This window comes from Salirhabdus sp. Marseille-P4669 (assembly GCF_900240405.1).
In the GTDB taxonomy this organism is placed as follows: domain Bacteria; phylum Bacillota; class Bacilli; order Bacillales; family Alkalibacillaceae; genus OEQK01.
The window spans coordinates 178,906-200,016 of the sequence record NZ_OEQK01000005.1; the positions used below are offsets into that span (position 1 = coordinate 178,906).

The 21,111-nt window shown below is 36.8% G+C and carries 18 protein-coding genes and 1 riboswitch; of the genes, 5 read left to right on the forward strand and 13 right to left on the reverse strand.

Annotated elements, in window-relative coordinates:
- Nucleotides 1–173: 173 nt before the first annotated feature.
- Complete coding sequence (locus C1A05_RS11350) at nucleotides 174–2,663, reverse strand: YhgE/Pip family protein (protein ID WP_102028352.1); 2,490 nt, start codon at nucleotides 2,661–2,663, stop codon at nucleotides 174–176.
- Nucleotides 2,664–2,957: 294 nt separating this feature from the next.
- Here C1A05_RS11350 and C1A05_RS11355 point away from each other — a divergent pair, with 294 nt between their 5' ends.
- The gene (locus tag C1A05_RS11355; protein ID WP_234998482.1) at nucleotides 2,958–3,371 is read left to right on the forward strand and encodes a hypothetical protein; all 414 of its coding nucleotides are present in this window, start codon (nucleotides 2,958–2,960) and stop codon (nucleotides 3,369–3,371) included.
- 241 nt (nucleotides 3,372–3,612) lie between these two features.
- Here the strand turns inward: C1A05_RS11355 and C1A05_RS11360 are convergent, their stop codons facing one another.
- From C1A05_RS11360 to C1A05_RS11375, 4 genes are all read right to left on the reverse strand, one after another.
- On the reverse strand, nucleotides 3,613–4,734 hold the full coding sequence (locus tag C1A05_RS11360; RefSeq protein ID WP_102028353.1) for an alpha-hydroxy-acid oxidizing protein: 1,122 nt from the start codon (nucleotides 4,732–4,734) through the stop codon (nucleotides 3,613–3,615).
- Nucleotides 4,735–4,747: 13 nt separating this feature from the next.
- Complete coding sequence (locus tag C1A05_RS11365) at nucleotides 4,748–5,419, reverse strand: methionine ABC transporter permease (protein WP_102028354.1); 672 nt, start codon at nucleotides 5,417–5,419, stop codon at nucleotides 4,748–4,750.
- The gene (locus C1A05_RS11370; protein WP_102028355.1) at nucleotides 5,394–6,431 is read right to left on the reverse strand and encodes a methionine ABC transporter ATP-binding protein; all 1,038 of its coding nucleotides are present in this window, start codon (nucleotides 6,429–6,431) and stop codon (nucleotides 5,394–5,396) included. Before C1A05_RS11370 ends, C1A05_RS11365 begins: the two co-directional genes overlap by 26 nt.
- 86 nt (nucleotides 6,432–6,517) lie before the next feature.
- A complete protein-coding gene (locus tag C1A05_RS11375) occupies nucleotides 6,518–7,327 on the reverse strand; it encodes a MetQ/NlpA family ABC transporter substrate-binding protein (protein WP_102028356.1) in 810 nt (269 codons plus the stop codon).
- A gap of 153 nt (nucleotides 7,328–7,480) precedes the next feature.
- Nucleotides 7,481–7,596: riboswitch (SAM riboswitch) on the reverse strand.
- Between the two features lie 460 nt (nucleotides 7,597–8,056).
- On the opposite strand from C1A05_RS11375, the gene C1A05_RS11380 reads away from it, so the two are divergent.
- The gene (locus C1A05_RS11380) at nucleotides 8,057–9,142 is read left to right on the forward strand and encodes a threonine aldolase family protein (RefSeq protein ID WP_102028357.1); all 1,086 of its coding nucleotides are present in this window, start codon (nucleotides 8,057–8,059) and stop codon (nucleotides 9,140–9,142) included.
- A gap of 52 nt (nucleotides 9,143–9,194) precedes the next feature.
- Here C1A05_RS11380 and C1A05_RS11385 read toward each other — a convergent pair whose 3' ends face one another.
- The 4 genes from C1A05_RS11385 to C1A05_RS11400 form a co-directional block, all read right to left on the reverse strand.
- Entirely contained in the window at nucleotides 9,195–10,505 is a 1,311-nt protein-coding gene (locus tag C1A05_RS11385) for an MDR family MFS transporter (protein ID WP_102028358.1), read from the reverse strand.
- A gap of 350 nt (nucleotides 10,506–10,855) precedes the next feature.
- A complete protein-coding gene (locus C1A05_RS11390) occupies nucleotides 10,856–12,340 on the reverse strand; it encodes a catalase (RefSeq protein WP_102028359.1) in 1,485 nt (494 codons plus the stop codon).
- A 190-nt stretch (nucleotides 12,341–12,530) separates the two neighbouring features.
- Nucleotides 12,531–13,037, reverse strand: coding sequence for a GNAT family N-acetyltransferase (locus C1A05_RS11395; protein WP_102028360.1), 507 nt, complete (start codon nucleotides 13,035–13,037; stop codon nucleotides 12,531–12,533).
- Between the two features lie 24 nt (nucleotides 13,038–13,061).
- The gene (locus C1A05_RS11400) at nucleotides 13,062–13,622 is read right to left on the reverse strand and encodes a 2'-5' RNA ligase family protein (RefSeq protein WP_102028361.1); all 561 of its coding nucleotides are present in this window, start codon (nucleotides 13,620–13,622) and stop codon (nucleotides 13,062–13,064) included.
- A 278-nt stretch (nucleotides 13,623–13,900) separates the two neighbouring features.
- On the opposite strand from C1A05_RS11400, the gene C1A05_RS11405 reads away from it, so the two are divergent.
- Nucleotides 13,901–14,881 (forward strand): S8 family peptidase, encoded by a 981-nt coding sequence (locus tag C1A05_RS11405; RefSeq protein ID WP_102028362.1) that lies wholly within the window; start codon nucleotides 13,901–13,903, stop codon nucleotides 14,879–14,881.
- A 77-nt stretch (nucleotides 14,882–14,958) separates the two neighbouring features.
- On the opposite strand, the gene C1A05_RS11410 is transcribed toward C1A05_RS11405, so the two are convergent.
- Nucleotides 14,959–15,324, reverse strand: a complete 366-nt coding sequence (locus C1A05_RS11410; RefSeq protein ID WP_102028363.1) for a VOC family protein — start codon at nucleotides 15,322–15,324, stop codon at nucleotides 14,959–14,961.
- Nucleotides 15,325–15,540: 216 nt separating this feature from the next.
- Here C1A05_RS11410 and C1A05_RS11415 point away from each other — a divergent pair, with 216 nt between their 5' ends.
- Complete coding sequence (locus C1A05_RS11415; protein ID WP_159462060.1) at nucleotides 15,541–16,365, forward strand: MBL fold metallo-hydrolase; 825 nt, start codon at nucleotides 15,541–15,543, stop codon at nucleotides 16,363–16,365.
- Here C1A05_RS11415 and C1A05_RS11420 read toward each other — a convergent pair.
- Nucleotides 16,354–17,013: an NUDIX hydrolase gene (locus tag C1A05_RS11420; RefSeq protein WP_102028365.1), complete on the reverse strand. Its 660-nt coding sequence runs from the start codon at nucleotides 17,011–17,013 to the stop codon at nucleotides 16,354–16,356. The two genes, C1A05_RS11415 and C1A05_RS11420, sit on opposite strands and share 12 nt — an antisense overlap.
- A 99-nt stretch (nucleotides 17,014–17,112) precedes the next feature.
- Nucleotides 17,113–18,015: a LysR family transcriptional regulator gene (locus C1A05_RS11425; protein ID WP_102028366.1), complete on the reverse strand. Its 903-nt coding sequence runs from the start codon at nucleotides 18,013–18,015 to the stop codon at nucleotides 17,113–17,115.
- A gap of 216 nt (nucleotides 18,016–18,231) precedes the next feature.
- On the opposite strand from C1A05_RS11425, the gene gdhA reads away from it, so the two are divergent.
- Nucleotides 18,232–19,614 (forward strand): NADP-specific glutamate dehydrogenase, encoded by a 1,383-nt coding sequence (gdhA, locus tag C1A05_RS11430; RefSeq protein WP_102028367.1) that lies wholly within the window; start codon nucleotides 18,232–18,234, stop codon nucleotides 19,612–19,614.
- 475 nt (nucleotides 19,615–20,089) lie between these two features.
- Here the strand turns inward: gdhA and C1A05_RS11435 are convergent, their stop codons facing one another.
- Nucleotides 20,090–21,031 (reverse strand): phosphotransferase family protein, encoded by a 942-nt coding sequence (locus tag C1A05_RS11435; RefSeq protein ID WP_102028368.1) that lies wholly within the window; start codon nucleotides 21,029–21,031, stop codon nucleotides 20,090–20,092.
- Between the last annotated feature and the right edge of the window lie 80 nt (nucleotides 21,032–21,111).

Genomic DNA, 21,111 nt, shown 5'->3' on the forward strand with positions numbered 1-21,111 from the left:
CAAATCTAAATTCACTACTCATCAGTTTAACATTAAATGTATCCTTATTCGATATTTTTACTTTCTACTATGTAAACAAAAATGTCAGTTACCTTAATGAGAGAAAATCTCCATAAGGTAACTGACATTTAATTTTATGGTATATAACTAGACTAAAACGATAGCGAACTTCTTTATTGTTGTGTTGGTAGTGGTTCTACACTGAATTTTTCTTTTTTGAATTTTACGTAGAACACAATGTATGCTAACACACCAGCACCTGCAAAATAGATGAACAATACACCAATACTTCCGAATACATTGGAGAAGTTACCAAGGCTAACAATACTCCTAAATCCGTCAATGGTATACGTTAATGGAAGAAATGTACTTAATTCTCTAAATTGTTCTGGTAGCATGTCAATTGGTAGTGATGACCCAGTTGTTGGCATTTGTAGGATAATTATGACGAGAGCAATAAATCTTCCAAGGTTTCCTGCGAACGCTACCAAAAATAGAACGAGCATTAAGAATGTTAAGCTTACCATGATGGAGAAAAGTATAAATAATAGACTACTTTCCACTTTTACACTTAAGAATGTAAGTACGAAAACCGAGATTAGAATTGCTTGTACTACTGCCAACACTGAAAGCTTTAATGTTTTGCCAATAAACCATGAAGCCCCTGAAGCGGGAGCAATCGCTGGCTTTTGGAAATGTACAATAAGTGACATCGCTACAATTCCAGCAAATAAAGCGATTGACATAATGTATGGAACCGTAGAATCTCGATAAAATTCAAATCCGTTTACAATCTCACCATCTAAGACGACTGGGGATGCAAACATGGCCATATTAGCGTCTCCAGGACGAAGTTGACTTGTGCTTTCTGCGCCGCCCTTCAGTCCTACTAGTAATTCATTGCTGCCAGATTGAAGATCACCTAAACCATTATCCACTTGAGATACACCGTCAATTAAAGTAGTCCAGCCCTCCTTAACCGTGGCATTTCCCTCACTAATTTGTCCAGCCCCATCATTCAGCTGACTAGCACCTGCTGATAGTTGCTGCCATCCAGCTTCAACAGTTTGGTTTCCATCGTTTACTTGTGATGCTCCTGCATGAAGTTCTGTAGCACCATTGATGAGATCATACCAGCCTTGTTCTACTGTAGCATTACCAGCAGCTATTTGACTTGTGCCATTATGGAGAATTGCTACATTTTGAGAAAGCTCATTCCAACCATAGTAAACGCTTTCATTTCCTGCTGAAAGTTTCTTCGATCCTGCTTCAAGTTCTATCGCACCATTACTTACTAGTTTTTGTCCATCTACAAGAGCCGTTAGTCCATTATTTAAATCCTCGACACCTGGCTTTATTTTTGACTCTAACCCTGCACTTATAGCATTTGCTCCCTCACTTAACTTAACCAGCATCTCTTTCGTTTCTGGCATCTGTGCTTCAGCAAGTGACTGCTGCAAAGAAGTTTTAATCGCGATATATCGTGGGTCATTCTTAAAAGCTTCATTATCTCCAGCAATTTCCTCTAGTGTTTGATACATTGATGCTAAGCTTTCACCTGTATCCTCTACTTTGGATATAAGAACGTTGACCCCATTTGCAACCTCCTTACTTCCTGGAACAAGTTGAGTATTTAAACCACCAAGTAACTGAGCACTTCCTGATTTAGCTGACTCCAATCCAGCTAGTATTTCAGCAGCTCCCGTGTTTAAGGATTCAGCACCATTTGCCAATTCTTCCGCACCAACTGCCAAGTCTTTTATATCACCTTTTTTTCCTTCAATCGTACTCAACAACAACCCAGTCCCTGCATTCACTTCCTCGGCACCTTGGGCAAGGGTTGCAATATCTCCGGCTTTTCCTTTTAAATTAGCTAACAGCTCTTCCGTTCCATTGTTCAATTGTTCTGTTCCATTAGCTAATTTCGTTATGTCTCCTTGCTTCGAGGTTAAGGATTGCAGCATTTCTTGACTTCCTGCTTCAAGTTCCTCCGCTCCGTTTGATAGTCTCTCAATATCAGGAGCTTTTTCGTTAAGAGAATCTAGTATTTGTGTCGTTCCATCCTTTAATTGAATAGAACCATCATAAATTTGTGCTGAACCATCAGCAGCACTTTGGAATCCATCTGAAACTTCACCAAGCTGTGCAAAAAGATTTCTCACATATGTTTCCGTTACTTGTGTAGATAGCTGTGTACGTAGTGTTTCAATTGCACTATCTGTAATTTGGGATGCCATATAATGTAATCCTTCATTTTTAATAAACTTTAACTCCGGATTGACAGGCTCTTCATCCAATACAGTGGTTACATTTTGAGAAAAGTCTTCAGGAATTTCAATGACCATATAATATTCCATGTCATCTAGACCTTTTTCCGCTTCCTCAGATGTAACAAAGTCCCATTTTAATGTTGGATTTCCCTTCAAATTCTCTACTAGATCATTCCCAACATGTATTGGTTCACCATTTGATTCTGCTCCTACATCATTGTTGACAACAGCAACTGGAAGATTATCTAAGTTGTCGCGTGGTCCTGCTTCTGAAGCTAATAATATTGCTCCATAAACCAATGGGACAAGAATAGCAGCAATAACAGAACCTAGCACTTTCTTCTTTTGAAATAATGTCTTAAGCTCGGTGATAAATAATTGGATTCCGTTCAATAAATTTCCCCCTCCTTTTCGAACACCAAAAAAATGAATGACTATTCATTTTTTGGGTAAAAAAACAGATAACAACAGGAATAGTGTTAAAATTAAATAATTTTTATATAACCCCCTCCCCTTTTACCAAATTTTGAGTAATTCTACTATATTATAGTTTTGTTAGAATTTTCTGTCAACAACACAAAAACTATTAACATTGAAGTTATAGTGATTGTCAATAAAAGTCTCCGCATAAATTCTTAACAATCTCATATAAATGAATAAACCACACTAGACTGGAGGAATATGGTTGTGACGAATGAAGTGAAAAAGGATATGGCTTACAATCTTACAGAAGATCTATTGAAGAGATACTATGACTTGAACATACAAAAAAAAGAACTTGAAAAAGAAATGAATCATATGAAGAAACAAATCCATCAGTATTTTGATGAAGCAATCGGAAGAGAGCAAAAGGGTGAAGTAAAGCTAGGAAAATATAAAGTACAGCGTGTTATCCGTTCTTCTATTACTTACGATGAAGAGAAAACGGTAAAAAAGCTAGAAGCTTTAAATTTGGAAGACTTTATACTTCTAGTAAAACGACCAGATACAGAAAAACTGGAAGCGGCAATAAAAATAGACTTGGTCAAAGAAGATGAGTTCCTTGATTGTAAAACAAACAAGGTCTCACAAGCTATTACAGTAAAGGAATTAAGCATCTAGTAATTGGAAAAACGTTTGGATTAACACTATCCAAACGTTTTTCTTATCCTGTATACATTAGTTTTCGCTATAGGGTAAGCATAATGAACTCAACTTATTTTCTAACACAAGCACTATCATTTACTAATATATGTAAAGAATATCATGAATTTACAATATAAAGTAAAAAGCAATTAGAAAAAAAGGAGCCATTCTGATTTAAGAAATAGCCCCATCAGCCTTCGTTTTTCATTTTACAAGATTAACCTCTTACTAGTATGGTAGAATCTAGTTCCGATATCCGTGCTTTTCCTGCAGTTGCTAATGAAACGTCAATATCGTTACGAAAATGATCTAGTACCTCTACAACCCCCTCAAAGCCATTTCTTGCAAGTCCATAAACGTAGGGACGACCAAGTAATACACCAGTAGCTCCTAATGCAATGGCCTTCAAGACATCGGTACCTCTACGGATTCCACTATCGAATAGGATGGGAATCTCTCCCTTCACTTCTTTAACTATTTGGGGAAGAGCATCTAAGGAAGCGATCACGCCATCCAATTGACGTCCGCCATGATTGGAAACAACGATTCCATCCATTCCATACTCCAATGCTTTTCTCCCATCTTTTGGATGAAGCACCCCTTTTAGAAAGATGGGGAGATTTGTAAGTTCACGAATAAATCTTAAGTCTTTCCATGACAATGCTGGATGGAAAACGATTTTCAATAGCTCTTCAATCGCGGCATCCGGATTTTCTTCAGGTGTTTCTTTAAGTCGTTTTCTAAAAACGGGGTCGCTGAAATAGTTTCCAGAACCATAGCCTTCTCTTAAAGGGAAGAATTGATTGGTTAAGTCTGCTTCGCGAAAACCTAGTATAGGTGTATCAATCGTAACCAATATCGCAGAATACCCTGCCTTTTCTGCGCGCTTAACAAGACTTGCGGTTAGTTCTCGATCCTTACTCCAATATAATTGAAACCATCTCGGAGTATTTCCTAGTTCTCGGGCAATTTCTTCTAATGAAAACGTGGTTACAGTACTTCCGATAAATGGCACTCGAGTATTTTTGGCAGCTCTAGCAACAGCTAGTTCTCCGTTGGGATGGACCGCTCCTAAGTGACCAACAGGAGCTAACAAAAATGGATGCTCATACGATTCCCCTAAAATAGATATGGATAAATCCAGTATTGAAACATCATGTAAAAACTGGGGGACAATTTTCCACTTTCGAAAAGCCCTTACATTATCTTCGAGGGTTTCTTCATTACCAGAACCACTCTGGATATACGTAAATACTTCAGGTCGAATAGCGTTTTGTGCATCCTTTTCTAAATCTGAGAAATGATAAATAGGTTTTGTTTTTTGGCTATTTCCGTACATTCGTGCCCACCCCTTAATCCTTCTTCAATCTTGCTGCGGTACGGTTTCCAATCGTTTGTAAACCTTGAACTAGCAAGATTAATAGCCCTACAGTTACATACATTACAACTGGCTCATAACGGAGATGTCCGAATCGGTAAGCGAGGTCGCCAAGCCCTCCTGCTCCAACTAGTCCTGCCATAGCGGTCGCTCCAATCAACCCAATCGTGGCAATGGTTAATCCTAATATGATCGATGGCTTTGCTTCTCGAATCATAACATTCCAAATAATTCCTCTTGTCTTGATTCCCATCGCCTCGTATGCCTCAATAACACCTCGATTCACCTCAAGCAAAGAGGTCTCCATTAAGCGGGCAATATAAGGTGCGGTAAAAACAACTAGCGGGACAATTACTCCCTTCACTCCAATTGTTGTTCCAACGATCCATTTTGTAAAAGGTAATATAAAGAATAACAAAATAATAAATGGTACGGAGCGGATAATATTAATGAGTATATTTAGTAATCCAAATAAGTATTTATTTTCAAGCGCTTTTCCTGGCCTTGTTAGCACGAGTAAAACACCGAGTGGAAGCCCAATGATTACGGAAATTACTAAAGAAATGGATACCATCTGAAAGGTTTCGATAATGGCCTCCCATATATAGGATCCCCACTCCTCAAGAAATGCGTTTATTGTCTTCATATCGAATCACCTCGTCTGTTTGAATACCTTGGTTTCTTAAAAAATGAAGCGCTCTTTGAATCTCACCTGTTTCTCCCTTAAAATGGACAAGTAAACGACCAAATGGCTCATTTTTCACCTGGGTAATCATTCCGCTCAAAATGTTTGGATATACGTCGAATTTCTTTGCAACCACTGCTAGTACTGGTTCCTCGGAAGATTGATCGATAAACTTTAATGCGATGATTTCACCAGTTTTTCGAAGAGATTTTACTATATCTCCTGTAAGCTGGAAATTAAAAATACTGTTAACAAATTTTTGCGTTGTTGGATGCTTTGGAGCGGTAAATACGTCAAGTGTGTGGCCTTGCTCCACAATTTCACCGTTCTCCATAACAGCAACTCTGTCACAAATGCGCTGAATTACATGCATTTCGTGGGTAATGAGTAAGATGGTAATTCCGAATTCTTCATTTATTTTTAATAGCAAATCTAGAATGGAGTCTGTTGTGTCTGGATCAAGCGCACTAGTTGCTTCGTCACTTAAAAGCACCTCTGGCTCATGGGATAGTGCTCGAGCAATTGCCACGCGCTGCTTTTGACCACCAGATAGTTGAGCAGGATATGAATCTTTTTTATCTGCTAATCCAACGATATCGAGATAGCGATTCACTCGCTCGTCAATTTTGTTTTTCGGCACTCCTGTTAATTTCAATGGTATTGCAACATTCTCATATACAGTTGCTGTTTTTAACAAATTAAAGCCTTGAAAAATCATGCCAATTTTTCTTCTGGCTTTTAATAAATCCTTTGAAGATAAGGAAGTTATTTCGGTTCCATCAATTTGAACAGATCCTGCAGTAGGTTGTTCTAACAGATTTACGCAACGTATTAAAGTGCTTTTCCCTGCTCCGCTATAGCCTATAACTCCGAATATTTCACCTTTCTTAACTTCTAAGGAGACTTCTTTTAGAGCATCTACTTTCCCTTTCTTAGATGTAAATGTTTTGGAAAGGTTATGAATGTTAATCATGGTTAAACTCCTTTCTCTTATGAAAAATTTAGAAAATGAACAAAGTAGTGTGAGTCGCAACAAGGCGACTCTATAACTCTAGATTCTTACCAAGAGGCAACGACAGAACCGTTAAAATTCTCTTCCACAAATTGCTTCACTTCATCTGAGTGATAAGCTTTAATAAGTTTATCCACTACAGGATCATCTTGGTTTTCACTACGGACAGCAATTAGGTTTACCCAAGGGGAATCTTTTGGTTCGATAAAGATAGAGTCCTCAGATGGTATAAAGCCCGCTTCCATTGCATAATTCGTATTTATTGCTGCAGCAGTAAGCTCACCAAGCTGACGTGGGATTTGGGATGCTTCTAATTCAATAAATTCAAGGTTTAACTTATTCTCATCAATATCCTTTACAGACGCATTTGCTCCTACCCCTTCTTTTAAGGTAATAATGCCAGCTTGCTCAAATAACATGAGGGCACGGGCACCATTTGTAGGATCATTAGGAAGGCCTACTTTATCTCCTTCCTTTAGTTCACTCACGTCTTGTATGGCTTCAGAATAAATCCCCATAGGAAAATTCACGGTATTGGCAACATCTACAAGCTCGAGATTCCGATCCTCATTCATTTGATCTAAAAAGGGCTTATGTTGATAGCTATTCGCATCCAGATCTCCTTCAGCTAAAGCGGTGTTAGGTGTAATATAGTCACTTATTACCTCTATCTCGATTTCCAAGCCATCTTTAGCTGCAACTTCTTTTACCTTTTCCATAATTTCTTCATGTGGACCAGCAGTCACACCAATTTTTAATTTATCTTCGCTTAATGTTTGTGTTTCTTTCTCTCCTCCACACGCTGTTAGAACAGTTACAAACAACAACCCCGATAGTAAACCTAATACTTTTTTCATATTCATCTCTCCCTTTAACAATTATTAATTAGATTACGAAAACGTGAACGAAACGATATTTTCCCTCCTTATCCTGTTTAACGTTAAAAAAAAGAAATAAAAAAACCTCTCCAAAAAAATGGAGAGGTTTTATCATCCGATAAACTTCGACCTCTCTCATCTTTCAAAACAAGCAAACTTGTTTTGCTGGAATTAGCACCTTTTCTTAACTATGTAAGAATGGTTGCCGGGCTTCATCGGGCCAGTCCCTCCGCCTCTCTTGATAAGAGATAATGCATATGTAATTTTTATGTAATACAGTCCCTTTTTAGAAATGCTTGGAAAAGGAATAACGTAATTTTATGCGAGAATGGTAAAAGTGTCAACAGAAAAAAATGGCCTTTTTTAAAAAATCAAAAAATGATACAAAATTACTAGAAATTCGTGTTGCTCGGCTTCTTACCTGCTTTTGGTCTAATAACATAAGCTGAATGATTGGAGGCTAAATCATTCAGTTAAGTGTGCTATTATACACTAGATACTGCTTTACGAGCTTGGCGAGCATGTAATTTATTCCTCGCAAAATCTTGCAATTGATTGTGCGATAATGCTTCTATCCAATATGCAATAAAAAGTTACTCCTTATTTCAAAAAATGCCTGTATGAAGACATGACATATTGACTAGGAGCAATGTGTAGCGATAGGATGATAATATTAGAAAACTAGATAAGCAGGTTAGGAGATTAAGAATGAGCAAAACAAAACAATTAAGTGAATCTTTTGGTGAAACCCGTTACCAACTATCGGGACATGGTAAGCGCAATATAGCCGTTCTAAAGGATGCTTTCCTCCAAATTGAGGGAGATCTTCAAAGCGACATGTATGGATCAGGAAAAATAATGGAAGACTTTCAAGATAAGTTTGCTAATCTACTCGGAAAAGAAAGTGCTGTCTTCTTTCCTAGTGGCACGATGGCCCAACAGATCGCATTGCGAATTTGGTGTGATGAAAAAGGAATACATAAAGTGGGGTATCATCCTCTCAGTCATTTAGAAATTCATGAAGAAGATGGATTGAAGGAACTGCACCCTATTGAAACTGTTTTGTTAGCAGATAAAAATCGTGTGGTTGAATTAGAGGACATCAAGAATTTGAAAGCCGATGTTGCATGTGTGCTTTTAGAACTACCTCAACGTGAAATTGGCGGCCAATTGCCTACATACGAAACGTTGGAGCAAATCTCTTCTTACTGTCGAAATGAAGGGATTAAACTCCATCTTGATGGAGCACGTTTATTGGAAGTGCTTCCCTACTATAAGAAAACGGCTGCGGAGCTTTCTGCTTTATTTGATAGTGTTTATCTCTCTTTTTATAAAGGGATTGGTGGTATAGCCGGTGCCATTTTAGCTGGGAATCAAGAGTTTATAAACAAATCAAAGGTTTGGAAGCGGCGTTATGGTGGGGATTTAATTAGCTTGTATCCCTATACCCTATCAGCAGATTATTACTATGAAAAACGAAAAAATAAAATGAGTACCTACTATCATGATGCAAAAGAGCTTGCAGCATATTTCAATAGATGTCCTAACACTACGACTCTACCAGAAATACCAGTATCCAATATGTTTCATGTTCATTTTCATAAACCAAAAGAGCACATGGAAGGTATGCTTACAGAAATTCATGCAGCCACTAAAATTGGAATCACGAGCTATGTACGTGAGATTGATGAGCAGGGCTGCTATTTTGAAGTGAGCTTGGGCGATAATTATTCTTCTATTTCAAAAGACGCTCTTGTAGAAACCTTTACTCTTCTTCATAAAAAGATGATATAAATAAAAAACAAGGAGCTTAGAAGCACTTAATCCATTTTCTAGGTTCCTTGTTTTATTTGTATTCACGAATCGAGCTACTCACAGGGGATCTGTTGATTTGTTCCTTTTTCTCCACAATCCGAAATGTAAATACATACATAATTGCGCTTAGTATCGTTACGAGGAACAAAAGATTAAAAGTCCAACTATATCCAATCCAACCGGATAATGGAATAGCTATTGGAGCCAGAGTTCTTCCTACGGCAAAACGAAGACTACCAGCTGCGAAGTATTGTCCACGCATATTTTCAGGGGCTAACTTTGAAATAAAACTATCTTGTATTCCAACTACCATAAGCTCACCCATTGTGAAAATCAACATTCCTAATGCAATTATCCAAAGATTCGTAGTATGACCGAATGTTAACATTGCGATTCCGTATAAACAAGCTGATATAATAAACACATTTCGTTCATAATATTTTGTCATCCATTTAGATATAAATACCGTTAGCAATGCGACAAGTAAACCATTTTCCGAGATAATCCAACCGAATGCTTGTTCTCCGCTCGCAGTAATCGACCATTCCCCTAAGGAAATCACTTCCTGTACTGGCACCTTCTCACTCATATAAACGGCTAATAATAAATCCATTTGCATAAAGGACTGTGCTACTAAAATACCTGCGATAATAAATAACATAAAGGCTTTGTCGGTTACAATAATTTGGTAATCCTTGACCTGTTCTTTTATTGCATTCGTCCATTTGCTATTTTTGGTTTTTACTTTCATTGATCCATTTAATATGTTAGGAGCAGTTTCTCTTACTAGCTTATAAATTAAGAAAGTTAATAAGAAGCTTGCTAACGCACTTGCAATTAGCAAAGCAAAACGGTATTCAAAAAAGAAAACCCCACCTAAAATCGGACCTATAACTACAGAGATATTAATGGCCGTGTAAAAATAAGCAAAAACTTGACTGCGATGTTTTTCTGGAACAACATCTGCGACCATTGCGTGACTGGCAGGCCAGTAAAAGGAACCAAAGAAGCCAAGCGCTGAAAAACAGATAAAGCTTAGGATTGGTGACTCCAGCCACGGAGAATTTGCGAATGCAAAACAAATAAATGATATAGCTTGACCAAATGCCGAAATAACCATCATTTTTTTCCGGCCAAACGTATCTGCACAATATCCTCCGATTAAGTTCGTAAATACACCAATTAGCTGTGAAGCAATTAATAATATACCCGCAAGCTCTTTTCCGAGGTGTTCCGAAAAATAAATGGCCATAAATGGGAAAAACATCCAAAAAAGAACATTTGTTAAAAATTCACCTAATAATCGTACCTTTAGATTTAGATCCCAATCTTTCCACTTCATTTGTGTAAACCTTCCTTCAACCGTTTTGTTATAGTGGGATCTCATTTTTAGTCTTAAGAACAATTGTTCGATTGGTGAGTATGATAAAACCTATGCAAAACGATTGTTCACCATAGGCTACAGACTAAAACTGTGTTTTCGAAGAATTAGTAATAGATGAATATATTTAGACTAGATATGCTTTTCAAAAGCAGCCTAACGAAACTCCAAAACAATTCTACTTGACTATTTTTACTTTTAAAAATTACCACACTTTTTTAGGAATAACAATATGAAATTACGGATAATTCGTAATTTACGTGCATATAAAAAGAGTGCGATCCATCTCGCACTCTTAATCAATAAAGCTATTATTTTGTTGCAGTTAATTCTTCAATTTCGTCTAAAGAAACGCCTAGTGCTTTTGCAACACCTTCACCATATTTCGGATCTGCTTTATAGCAGTTTGTAATATGACGAATTTGGATTTCTTTCGTAGTTCCATCCATTGCACGAGCAGTGTTTTCAAATAATCTTTGTTGCTCATCAGCAGTCATAAGATTAAATAGTTTTCCTGGTTGTTCATAGTAAAGATCATCATCTTCACGGAAGTTCCAGTAGTCTGCTCCTCCAGTGATTGCTTGTGGTGGATCTTGATGCTCTTTAGAATCTTGCCATTCACCATAGCTATTAGGGAAGTAGCTAATTTCTCCACCCTCGTCTGGATTAAATACTCTCATAGCACCATCGCGATGGTACGGATGGAAGTTTTTCGCATTTTTAGGATAGTTAACTGGAATTTGCCAGTGGTTAACTCCTAAACGATAACGCTGTGCATCACCATAAGAGAATAAACGACCTTGTAACATTTTATCTGGAGAGAAACCAATACCAGGTACAATGTTAGTAGGAGCAAATGCTGCTTGCTCTACTTCTGCAAAGTAGTTTTGAGGATTACGGTTTAATTCAAGCTCCCCTACTTCAATTAGAGGGAAATCTTTCTTATACCATACCTTCGTTAAATCGAATGGATTATATGGTAGATTGTTAGCTTCCTCTTCTGTCATTACTTGGATATACATTGTCCATTTAGGGAAATCACCACGTTCGATAGATTCGTATAAATCTCTTTGGTGGCTATCGCGGTCTTTACCAACGATTGCTTCCGCTTCTTGGTCTGTTAGGTTTTTAATTCCTTGTTGTGTTTTAAAGTGGAATTTAACCCATACACGTTCATTATTAGCATTGATCATACTATATGTATGACTACCAAATAGATGCATGTTGCGGTAAGTTGCAGGAAGACCACGGTCACTCATTACAACTGTTACTTGGTGTAATGCTTCTGGAAGAGATGTCCAGAAATCCCAGTTTGCTTGTGCGCTATGCATGTTCGTCTTCGGATTACGTTTAACAACGTGGTTTAAATCTGGGAATCTTTTCGGATCTCTTAAGAAGAATACGGGTGTGTTGTTACCAACTAAATCCCAGTTCCCTTCTTCTGTATAAAACTTCATAGCTGTACCACGAATGTCACGCTCAGCGTCAGCAGCACCGCGCTCACCGGCAACTGTAGAGAAACGTAAGAACATATCTGTTTTCTTGCCTACCTCAGAGAAGATAGCAGCTTTTGTATATTTTGTGATATCATGAGTTACAGTAAATGTACCATATGCACCAGAACCTTTTGCGTGCATACGACGCTCAGGAATAACTTCTCTATCAAAGTGTGCTAGTTTTTCAATAAACCAGAAGTCTTCCATTAATAGTGGACCACGAGGACCTGCTGTTTTCGAATCTTCGTCATTTGGAACAGGTGCACCAAATGCTGTTGTTAGTTTTTTCTTTTCATCCATTTGATCAAACCTCCATATATAGATTTAATTACAATTATTATAATATACCTTCTTTAGAAAAATTACAATTAATTTGATGTGATATTTATTATAAAAAAGAAATTATTAAAATGAACAGCTTGAGGATTCTGTATTCTCATTTAGTTTCTAGCAATGAGAATTTTATAGGTTGCGAACCAATGGAATTCGTTTATATATCCCGTTCCATTATTATGGATGTATATTCGATGTCTTCTTGATCAACATTCTCTTCGCGATAAACAAAACCTAAAGATTGGTAAAATGAAATGGCTTGTGAATTGGACTTTAATACACGAACAAGTTGTTTTGTTGCACCTAGGTCCTTTTGTTGTTCTGTCACGAAGGTTACTAGTTTGGTTCCAACACCTCTGCGACGAACAGTTAGGTCAAGATAAATGACAAAAAGCATCCCTGTGTTTTCAGTTACTAAGCCTCCACCTGCTGCCCCTACTACTTCTCTTTCTCTTCTAGCTAAAACCCAGCCATTCCACGATGTGTTAGTATGTACGATTTCATTACGAATTCGGCTGACGTTATAATATTTTCTAATCGCTTCTTTTGCTTTTAATTGATTGTTAAATTGTTTCGTAGTAAATGCGTATCCTTTACTACAAATATCTATAATTCTATGAACATCATCTAATGTAGCTAATTCTATGTTTATATCAAACTTCATTATGAATTACCTCTATTCATAAGTCTAAGAAAACGATTCCTTTAATTTTACTTCATGTATTATTGGTGCGCTAATACATTCACCATTTTCAAAAATTGTTTCGATTACAGCAATTGACTCTATTTTCCCTGCTAATTTTCGAAGTCTTTGCAAACAGTAGCTCATCGCATCCTCCAGACTTTCGGGGTTAAGTCTGTTCGCTATTGTGCAATGAGGAACCCACTTCCCTGGCAAATAAAGAGAATCTTGGTCGGTATTGTACTGTTTAAAATAGTCATGAAATGCTTGGTGGAAATCGAGTAATTCTTTATTAACAGTTGGAGCAATATAAAGCACACTAGTATTAAGAAAAATTCCAAGCGATTGTAATGTTATAGGAAGTTTTGACTTGTTCTGATAAAAACGTTCTAGTTTTGGTGCAAACTCGTTCATGGATAAGTGATCATAACTGGCAATTGTAAGATGTGGTCTATTATTCTCAACTTTTTCAGCGTAAAAAGAAATGGATTGCTCACTAAGTTCTTCCCAGATCTCTCGAATCTCCCTTTCTGTTTTGGAATCAAATAGAGCAATTACTGCATACATACTTTCTTCCCCCTCTTCCCTATTCTATTATTTCCTTGGAAAGCGCAAAAAGTGACAGTTTCATTTACTTTCTTGCAATTATTCGCCAATATTCGCACCTTTATTTTTAGTATATATGGATTCTAGCCTATATGCCAACAAGATAAAACGTTAAAAAAGGTCCTATTTCCTAATTATAAAATATGACTAATGCATCTAGGAATTAATAGGTTAACTCGGATAGTATAGTACATAACACCATAGAGCTGACTTCAATTCTATATCGAGGAGGAATAGATATGAACGGTAATGTTCGTCTTATCCACTACAGATTAATTGAGCAGCTAGAAGAAGTTTATGAAGTACCTAAAGGTGTGGAAATGATCCAAGCTCCACAGGTTTGGGAGCGTTCCAAAGGTGAAGGAGTCACAATCGCTATTTTAGATACTGGCTGTGATACCACACACCCAGATTTAAAAGGGAATATTATTGGAGGTAAGAACTTTACAACAGACGATGAGGGAAATGCAAATATCTTCGAGGATTATAATGGTCATGGCACACATGTAGCTGGTACAATTGCTGCAAAACAAACCAATGACCATGGTGTAATGGGTGTTGCTCCAGAAGCAAAGTTACTTATTTTAAAAGTATTAGATAGAAATGGCTCTGGCCAATACGATTGGATTATAAACGCAATCCACTATGCGATTGAGCAAAAGGTAGATGTCATTTCCATGTCACTTGGGGGACCTAACGATGTTCCAGAGCTTCACGATGCCATTAAGACTGCAGTATTAGAGCATAATATCCCAGTTGTTTGTGCTGCAGGAAATGAAGGAGATGGCAATCATGAAACAGATGAATTTGCTTATCCTGCTTCCTATAATGAAGTTATCAGTGTTGGCGCTGTAGATCTAGAAAGGAATTCCTCCGATTTTACGAATTCCAATAATCAAGTTGACCTAGTAGCACCAGGTGAAAAAATTACTTCTACATTTTTAGACGGAGGTTATGCCACGTTAAGTGGTACATCAATGGCAACTCCACATATTTCCGCATCTCTTGCCTTAATTAAAAATATAGTAGAGCATAACTTCGAACGCTCCATTACAGAGGCGGAAATGTACGCGCAATTAATCAAAAGAACCGTTCCTTTAGGAAATTCCCCAAGAGTAGAAGGGAACGGAATGGTGTTCTTAACGTTATTAGATCACTTAGATAAAGTTTGGAACGAAGTAATCGAACAAATTCAATATCCGATAAATGCGCTTGAATAAGTATCTCCTTATAACATAAATAAAAACGACTCGATCTAAATCGGGTCGTTTTTGCATATAATGAAGATTCTCCGCATTTATAGGACTTCTTGTATTATCTCGATTCTATTGCCAAATGGGTCTCGAAACTCAAAACGCTCATAATTTGGAATAGGTACCGATTCAAAAATCGTTATCTCATTTTGTTCTAATACGTTTCTCCAATAGCTTATATTATCAACTAGATAGGCAATATGTGCTTTTGTTTTCATTCGATCAAATCCATCTTCGGTGCCGACGTGTACATCCTTATCCCCTACCTTTAACCAAAAACCCCCGCGCCCTTTTAGAGATTCAGGTTTTTCCATTTCAGGTAATCCTAAAATACCACAGTAAAAGTTTTTTCCTTCCTCTTCTCGCCCTTTTGGAATGGTAATCTGAACATGATGCAAACCGAGAATCATAATACCGCCTCCTATTTCTACAAAAATGGATAAACGTATGCCTGTGTATAATAATGAAGACTTTACTCTATTACATATGAAATTGTATCACATAGATGAAGATTAAGAAATTTCCAATAATGTTAAAATAATCTGTTAGCAGTAGTAACGAAAGGGAGGAGTTTTTTAGTTGGTCACGAAATAGGTTAAATACACTGAATAAAAAGGATGATGAGAATGGAATCTAACTTGAAAGTGGTTCGTGTACCAATTACAACCCCAACACTTTATCCAAATACGGAATCAAATAGCTATTTAATTGGTAATGACAAGGAATGTATTTTAATCGATGCAGGCTATGATCAAACCGAAACAAAAGTATTGCTAGAGCAAGCGATAACAAAGCATAATCTCGCAATTCCAAAGAAAATTATATTAACACATGGTCATCAAGACCATGCGCCTGGTGTAAAACAATTAACGCATTGGTCCCCTACTGTTTACTGTCATGAAAAAGAACGGAATATGATAAAGGAAGCGGTTTATCCTTTTACCCAAATTGTTCCCGTAAAGGATAATGAAGCATTTATTATTTTTGATACAAAAATATTTGTGCTCCATACTCCAGGGCATACGAAAGGGCATTTAAGTGTGTATATTCCTTCTAAGAAAGTACTAATCTCAGGTGATAATATCGTTTCAGAAGGAACTACATGGATCGGACCTCCTGACGGCGATATGCATGATTATCTTGAAACATTAAAGAAGCTTAATCAGTTAGACATAGAGAGAATTGGCCCTGGACATGGGGATTGGGTAACAGCCCCTTATGAAAAAATACAATTTGTACGAAAGCGCAGAATCGATAGGGAAAATCAGATTATCAATTTGTTAAAAACAAATAATAATCTTTCTTCAGAAGAGATTACACAATTAATTTATCAAGACACGATCCATCCAAGCGTATTTGGGGTTGCAAATCGTACAATGGAAGCACATCTCCTCAAGCTTATCCAGGATGGAAAAGTATCCAAGCAAGGAGATCGGTATTCAATTTCGTAGTTCCGATTCATTTTTACGTTCTGGTAATACTAAAGGGCCAGAGCCAACTAAATAGTTCGCAATTGTCTTTAAAGATGCTTTTGTTGGCGGGGCTAAAGCAATTTCGCCCTTATCAAAAGCTGTTAAAGCCTCCGTTGGACTGGCCCAATATGCTTCATCAATTTCCGTTTCTTCTGGCTGAGGTGTTTGGCCAGGTGGCATCTTGGCAATAAAAAAACGGGTATCATAGCGGTATTTTTGAGTTTCAGGAGTGATGCGATGCCCAAAATAGTGCAGTTTACCTAAATCTAATTGTACATTTTCTGATTCCAAAAAATGTAAGAAAGTAATGTCTCCCTTTATTAATTGTTTTCTATAATGCCATTTAGCGTCAGCTGGGATCTGTTCATCCTCCACAAGTAATACCCCCACCTCTTCAAACAATTCTCGAGCTGCGGCTATGTAATATGAAAAGTCAAAGCAACTGTCTTTTGGACAATTAATAAAATACTTATCATTATATAAAGAATCCTTCTCATCCACTGAACCACCAGGAAAAACAAAAAATCCTCCTAAAAATTTCATTGTTACGGGGCGCTTCGTTAAGTAAACGTTATTTTGTTGATCCATTAAAATGACAGTCGATGCTGGTTTTGGAATAGAAATCATATGTTCCTCCTTTACGTTTACAAGACTTGTATGTAACTACTAAACATATTCAACAATAAAGGCAATATTCCTCTACTATTCTTCTATTCAACCATATTCCTATTGATATTTTCCTAAGTTTGTATAAAAGTGATGTAAAAAGTTATAAAACAATTCCTCTGTAGGTAATAAAGGTCTCTCGGAAGATATAACTGTACCAATCGTTCTTGTGACTGCTGGCTCTCTTACGGGTATACGAACAGTTGCTCTTGGAATGTTGTCTACTAACGTAAATTCAGGAACTAAAGAAATCCCAAGTCCTGCTGAAACTAATCCCTTTATTGCTGTCATTTCCTCTCCTTCAAAGGATACATTAGGTTCAAATCCTAGCTGTTGGCAAGCATTTGTAATAATATCTCGTAAAATGAACCCTTTCGGAAATAACACAAACGTTTCATCGCGTAAGTCCGTTAATCGAATGGATGGGAATGATGCCAATTTATGATTTCGAGGTATAAGCGCATCCATCTTTTCTGTGAATAATATAGAGCTTTTAATTCTCTTTGAGGCTTGTGGGACAGGTCCCATTAATGCAATATTAATATCTCCTATAATTATTTTTTCTTCAAGTTCATAATACGTTCCTTGAAAAAACTGAAATTTGACATTTGGATGTTCTTTTCGAAATACAGAGATAGAGGTTGGTAAAATGTAAGATGCTAGACTGCTTGTAAAACCGATGTGTATCGTTCCTCTTTCCGGGTCTACATATTCATCCATAACCTGCTTTGCGTGTTCGAGCGCATTTACTGCATTTCTCATGTGCTCTAAAAAGATATGACCAATAGGAGTCAACCGTACATTTCTTCCTTCACGGATAAAGAGTTTAACACCAAGTTCATTTTCTAAATTAACGATTTGTCTACTAATGGCAGACTGAGCAACATGTAATGCATTCGCTGCGTCCGTCATATGCTCACGTTCTGCAACTTCAATAAAATACATTATTTGACGAAGTTCCATTTTATCCCACCATTCATGCTGATTTAAGATTGATTTTATCTAAAATCTATATTGATTCGATTAATGTATTCATTATACAATAAAAACAATATTTTTTTTTGAAATATGAGAAATCTTCTCTTTAAGAAAATAATGAAAACAAGCGTTAGATAGTTAATACTCCGATTCACAAAATAAAAGAATCCATGATTACAGTAAGCATTAAGGGGGATTGCAATGCAAACATTTGAGAAAGATTTTACGAAAGTAGAAGATTCTGTTCAGCAATATGTTACAAGTGTCCACAAAAAAGTTCTGGATAAAAACCCAAATGAAAATGAGTTCCATCAAGCAGTCGGAGACCTCCTACATACCATTACACCTGTTCTTCAAAAACATCCTATTTATATCAAACAAAATATATTAGAGCGTATTGTGGAACCAGAGCGTTTCATAAGTTTTCGTGTGCCATGGATAGATGACAGCGGAAATGTTCAAGTGAACCGTGGTTTTAGAGTACAATTTAATAGTGCATTAGGTCCATATAAAGGTGGATTGCGCTTTCATCCTTCCGTAAACAATAGCATTATCAAATTTTTAGGATTTGAACAAATCTTTAAAAATGCATTAACAGGTCAACCGATTGGTGGTGGCAAAGGTGGCTCTGATTTTGATCCAAAAGGAAAATCAGACACGGAAATTATGCGTTTTTGTCAAAGCTTCATGTCCGAGCTTGCTAACCACATCGGTCCAGATATAGATGTACCAGCGGGGGATATTGGCGTAGGCGCTCGTGAGATTGGCTACCTATTTGGGCAGTATAAAAAAATGAAAGGTAGATACGAAGCAGGCGTACTAACCGGAAAAGGACTTAACTTTAACGGTAGTTTAGCACGTAAGGAAGCAACAGGGTATGGTACCGTATATTTTCTTCAAGAAATGCTAAAAGATCACAACATGGACCTTCGTGGTACTACGGTAGTGGTTTCCGGATCTGGCAATGTATCTATTTATGCTATGGAAAAAGCAATGGAATTAGGTGCTAAAGTAGTAGCTTGTAGTGATTCTGATGGTTATATATACGATGAAAATGGAATTAACCTAAAGACTGTTAAGCGATTAAAAGAAGTGGAAAGAACTCGCATTGCCAATTATATTGCGGAGCATCCAAATGCTGTTTATTCGGAAGATTGTACCGGTATATGGTCCATTCCTTGTGACATCGCATTACCTTGTGCAACTCAAAATGAAATTGATGAAAATGCTGCAAACAACCTAGTTTTCAATGGCGTAAGAGCCATTGCAGAAGGTGCAAATATGCCTTGTACGCATGAAGCCATATCCATATTTCTAGAAAACAACATTTTATTTGGTCCAGCTAAAGCGGTTAATGCTGGAGGTGTTGCTGTTTCTGCTCTAGAAATGTCCCAAAATAGTTCGAGAGTATCATGGTCATTTAATGAAGTAGATGTAAAGTTAAAAGCAATAATGCGAAAAATATATCATGATTGTGTAGAAGCTGCTGATGAATATAACAATTCAGGCAATTTAGTAGCGGGTGCCAATATTGCAGGATTTACAAAGGTTGCCGATACAATGATTTCTTTAGGTGTTATATAAAAATGGAGTGGGATTATGTTTTACTTTTCTGGATTCGAGAAGTTTATTTCATGGGTTAAAGAGTTCTAGTTCGTAAACCGTTACAAGCCGAAAACAGACGCGTATTTTCTGTTTTCGGCTTGTATTATTTTGGTTTCGACTCGTAAATCTTTTGCATAGACGAGTATTTTTCTGACTGACGCGTATTTTCGAACATAGGCGAGTATTTCCCGTTTATTGACTAATAAAATAACCAATAGACGCGTATTCAGGATTTGAACGAATAAAAACGTAAAACAGACGCGCAAAATTATAGAGGTGGCGAATATTATTCATGGCACGACGAGTATTTGTCCATTTTCGTTATTTCCCCATAGATTAGGATAAAAATGCGAATGAATAATCAACCTAAACAAAAAACTAAGACTCCGTTATCGTAAAAAAAGTGTTTTCGAACTGTCCCATCCTCTTTTTTCACACTCTCCCTGTTCCCATTTCACATCACGCGTTTCTTACATTGTTCAATTACCGCAATGGTTTCCTTTTGTTGTCTTTTTAGTTGTTCTTTAGACCAATTTGTCTCTTTTTCATGTAAATCCTTATTTATTAACAGCAACATCCATATCGAGAAAATGAGAGAAAAACGATAATAATCTGCTATAAACGTCTTTCTTAAATTTGGATCTGTAATTTGTATTGTATTTAAATAATTATGGAGTGTTTCTTCTCGTACTGTTTGGTCTGGCATTTTAGGAAATTCAGGATGTGTACTGTCGATTAAGAAATATAAATCCCAATGAGGAATATTCAAATGCAAGTGCTCCCAATCGATTACAACAACATCCATGTTGGTAGTGTATCCGAAATTACCTAAATGGAGATCACCATGAGAAACAACCTTTTTATATTCAAATGTCTTATGTACTACCTTTTGAAAGAAAAGATTGCTATCTTTTTCTGACCAATCTATTTCCTTGATTATTTCTATAACCATAGCTTTCTCGTTTATGAGCGAGTGTTGAATGTCTTCAATAGTTGGCTTTTGCCCCTGTAGAGTATTAAGCTCCTCCTTTGATGTTGGAAATGCATGCCACCAAGCTATATAATTTGTTACCTTAGCTAGAAGCTTCCTACTGTACTCATGTTTAATAGAACCAAAGTCTTCCATAAGAATCCAGCTTTCATCAAAATTGCTAGAGTAATGGTGTGCAACGATTTTAGGAAATATTGCTGGAAAGTCTTTTAAAATATGTTGATGTACCCAAAGCTCTTGTTTAATGGGGGTTTTGGTTTTTATCGATTTAAATATATAGCTTCTGTCATTCTCGAAAAACACTCGTTCCACTAATCTGTCGTTTAGTCCCTGATAGAGTTTCTCTTTTCGAATGACTTTTTGGTCATTTAAATTTCCGTTCGGCAAAACGAATTCGTGATACATTTGGAGTCGCTCCCAATTAAATACTCATTTTTTATAATTTTACCATGATTTTCTAGTCATAGATAGAAAGGGATTCCTAT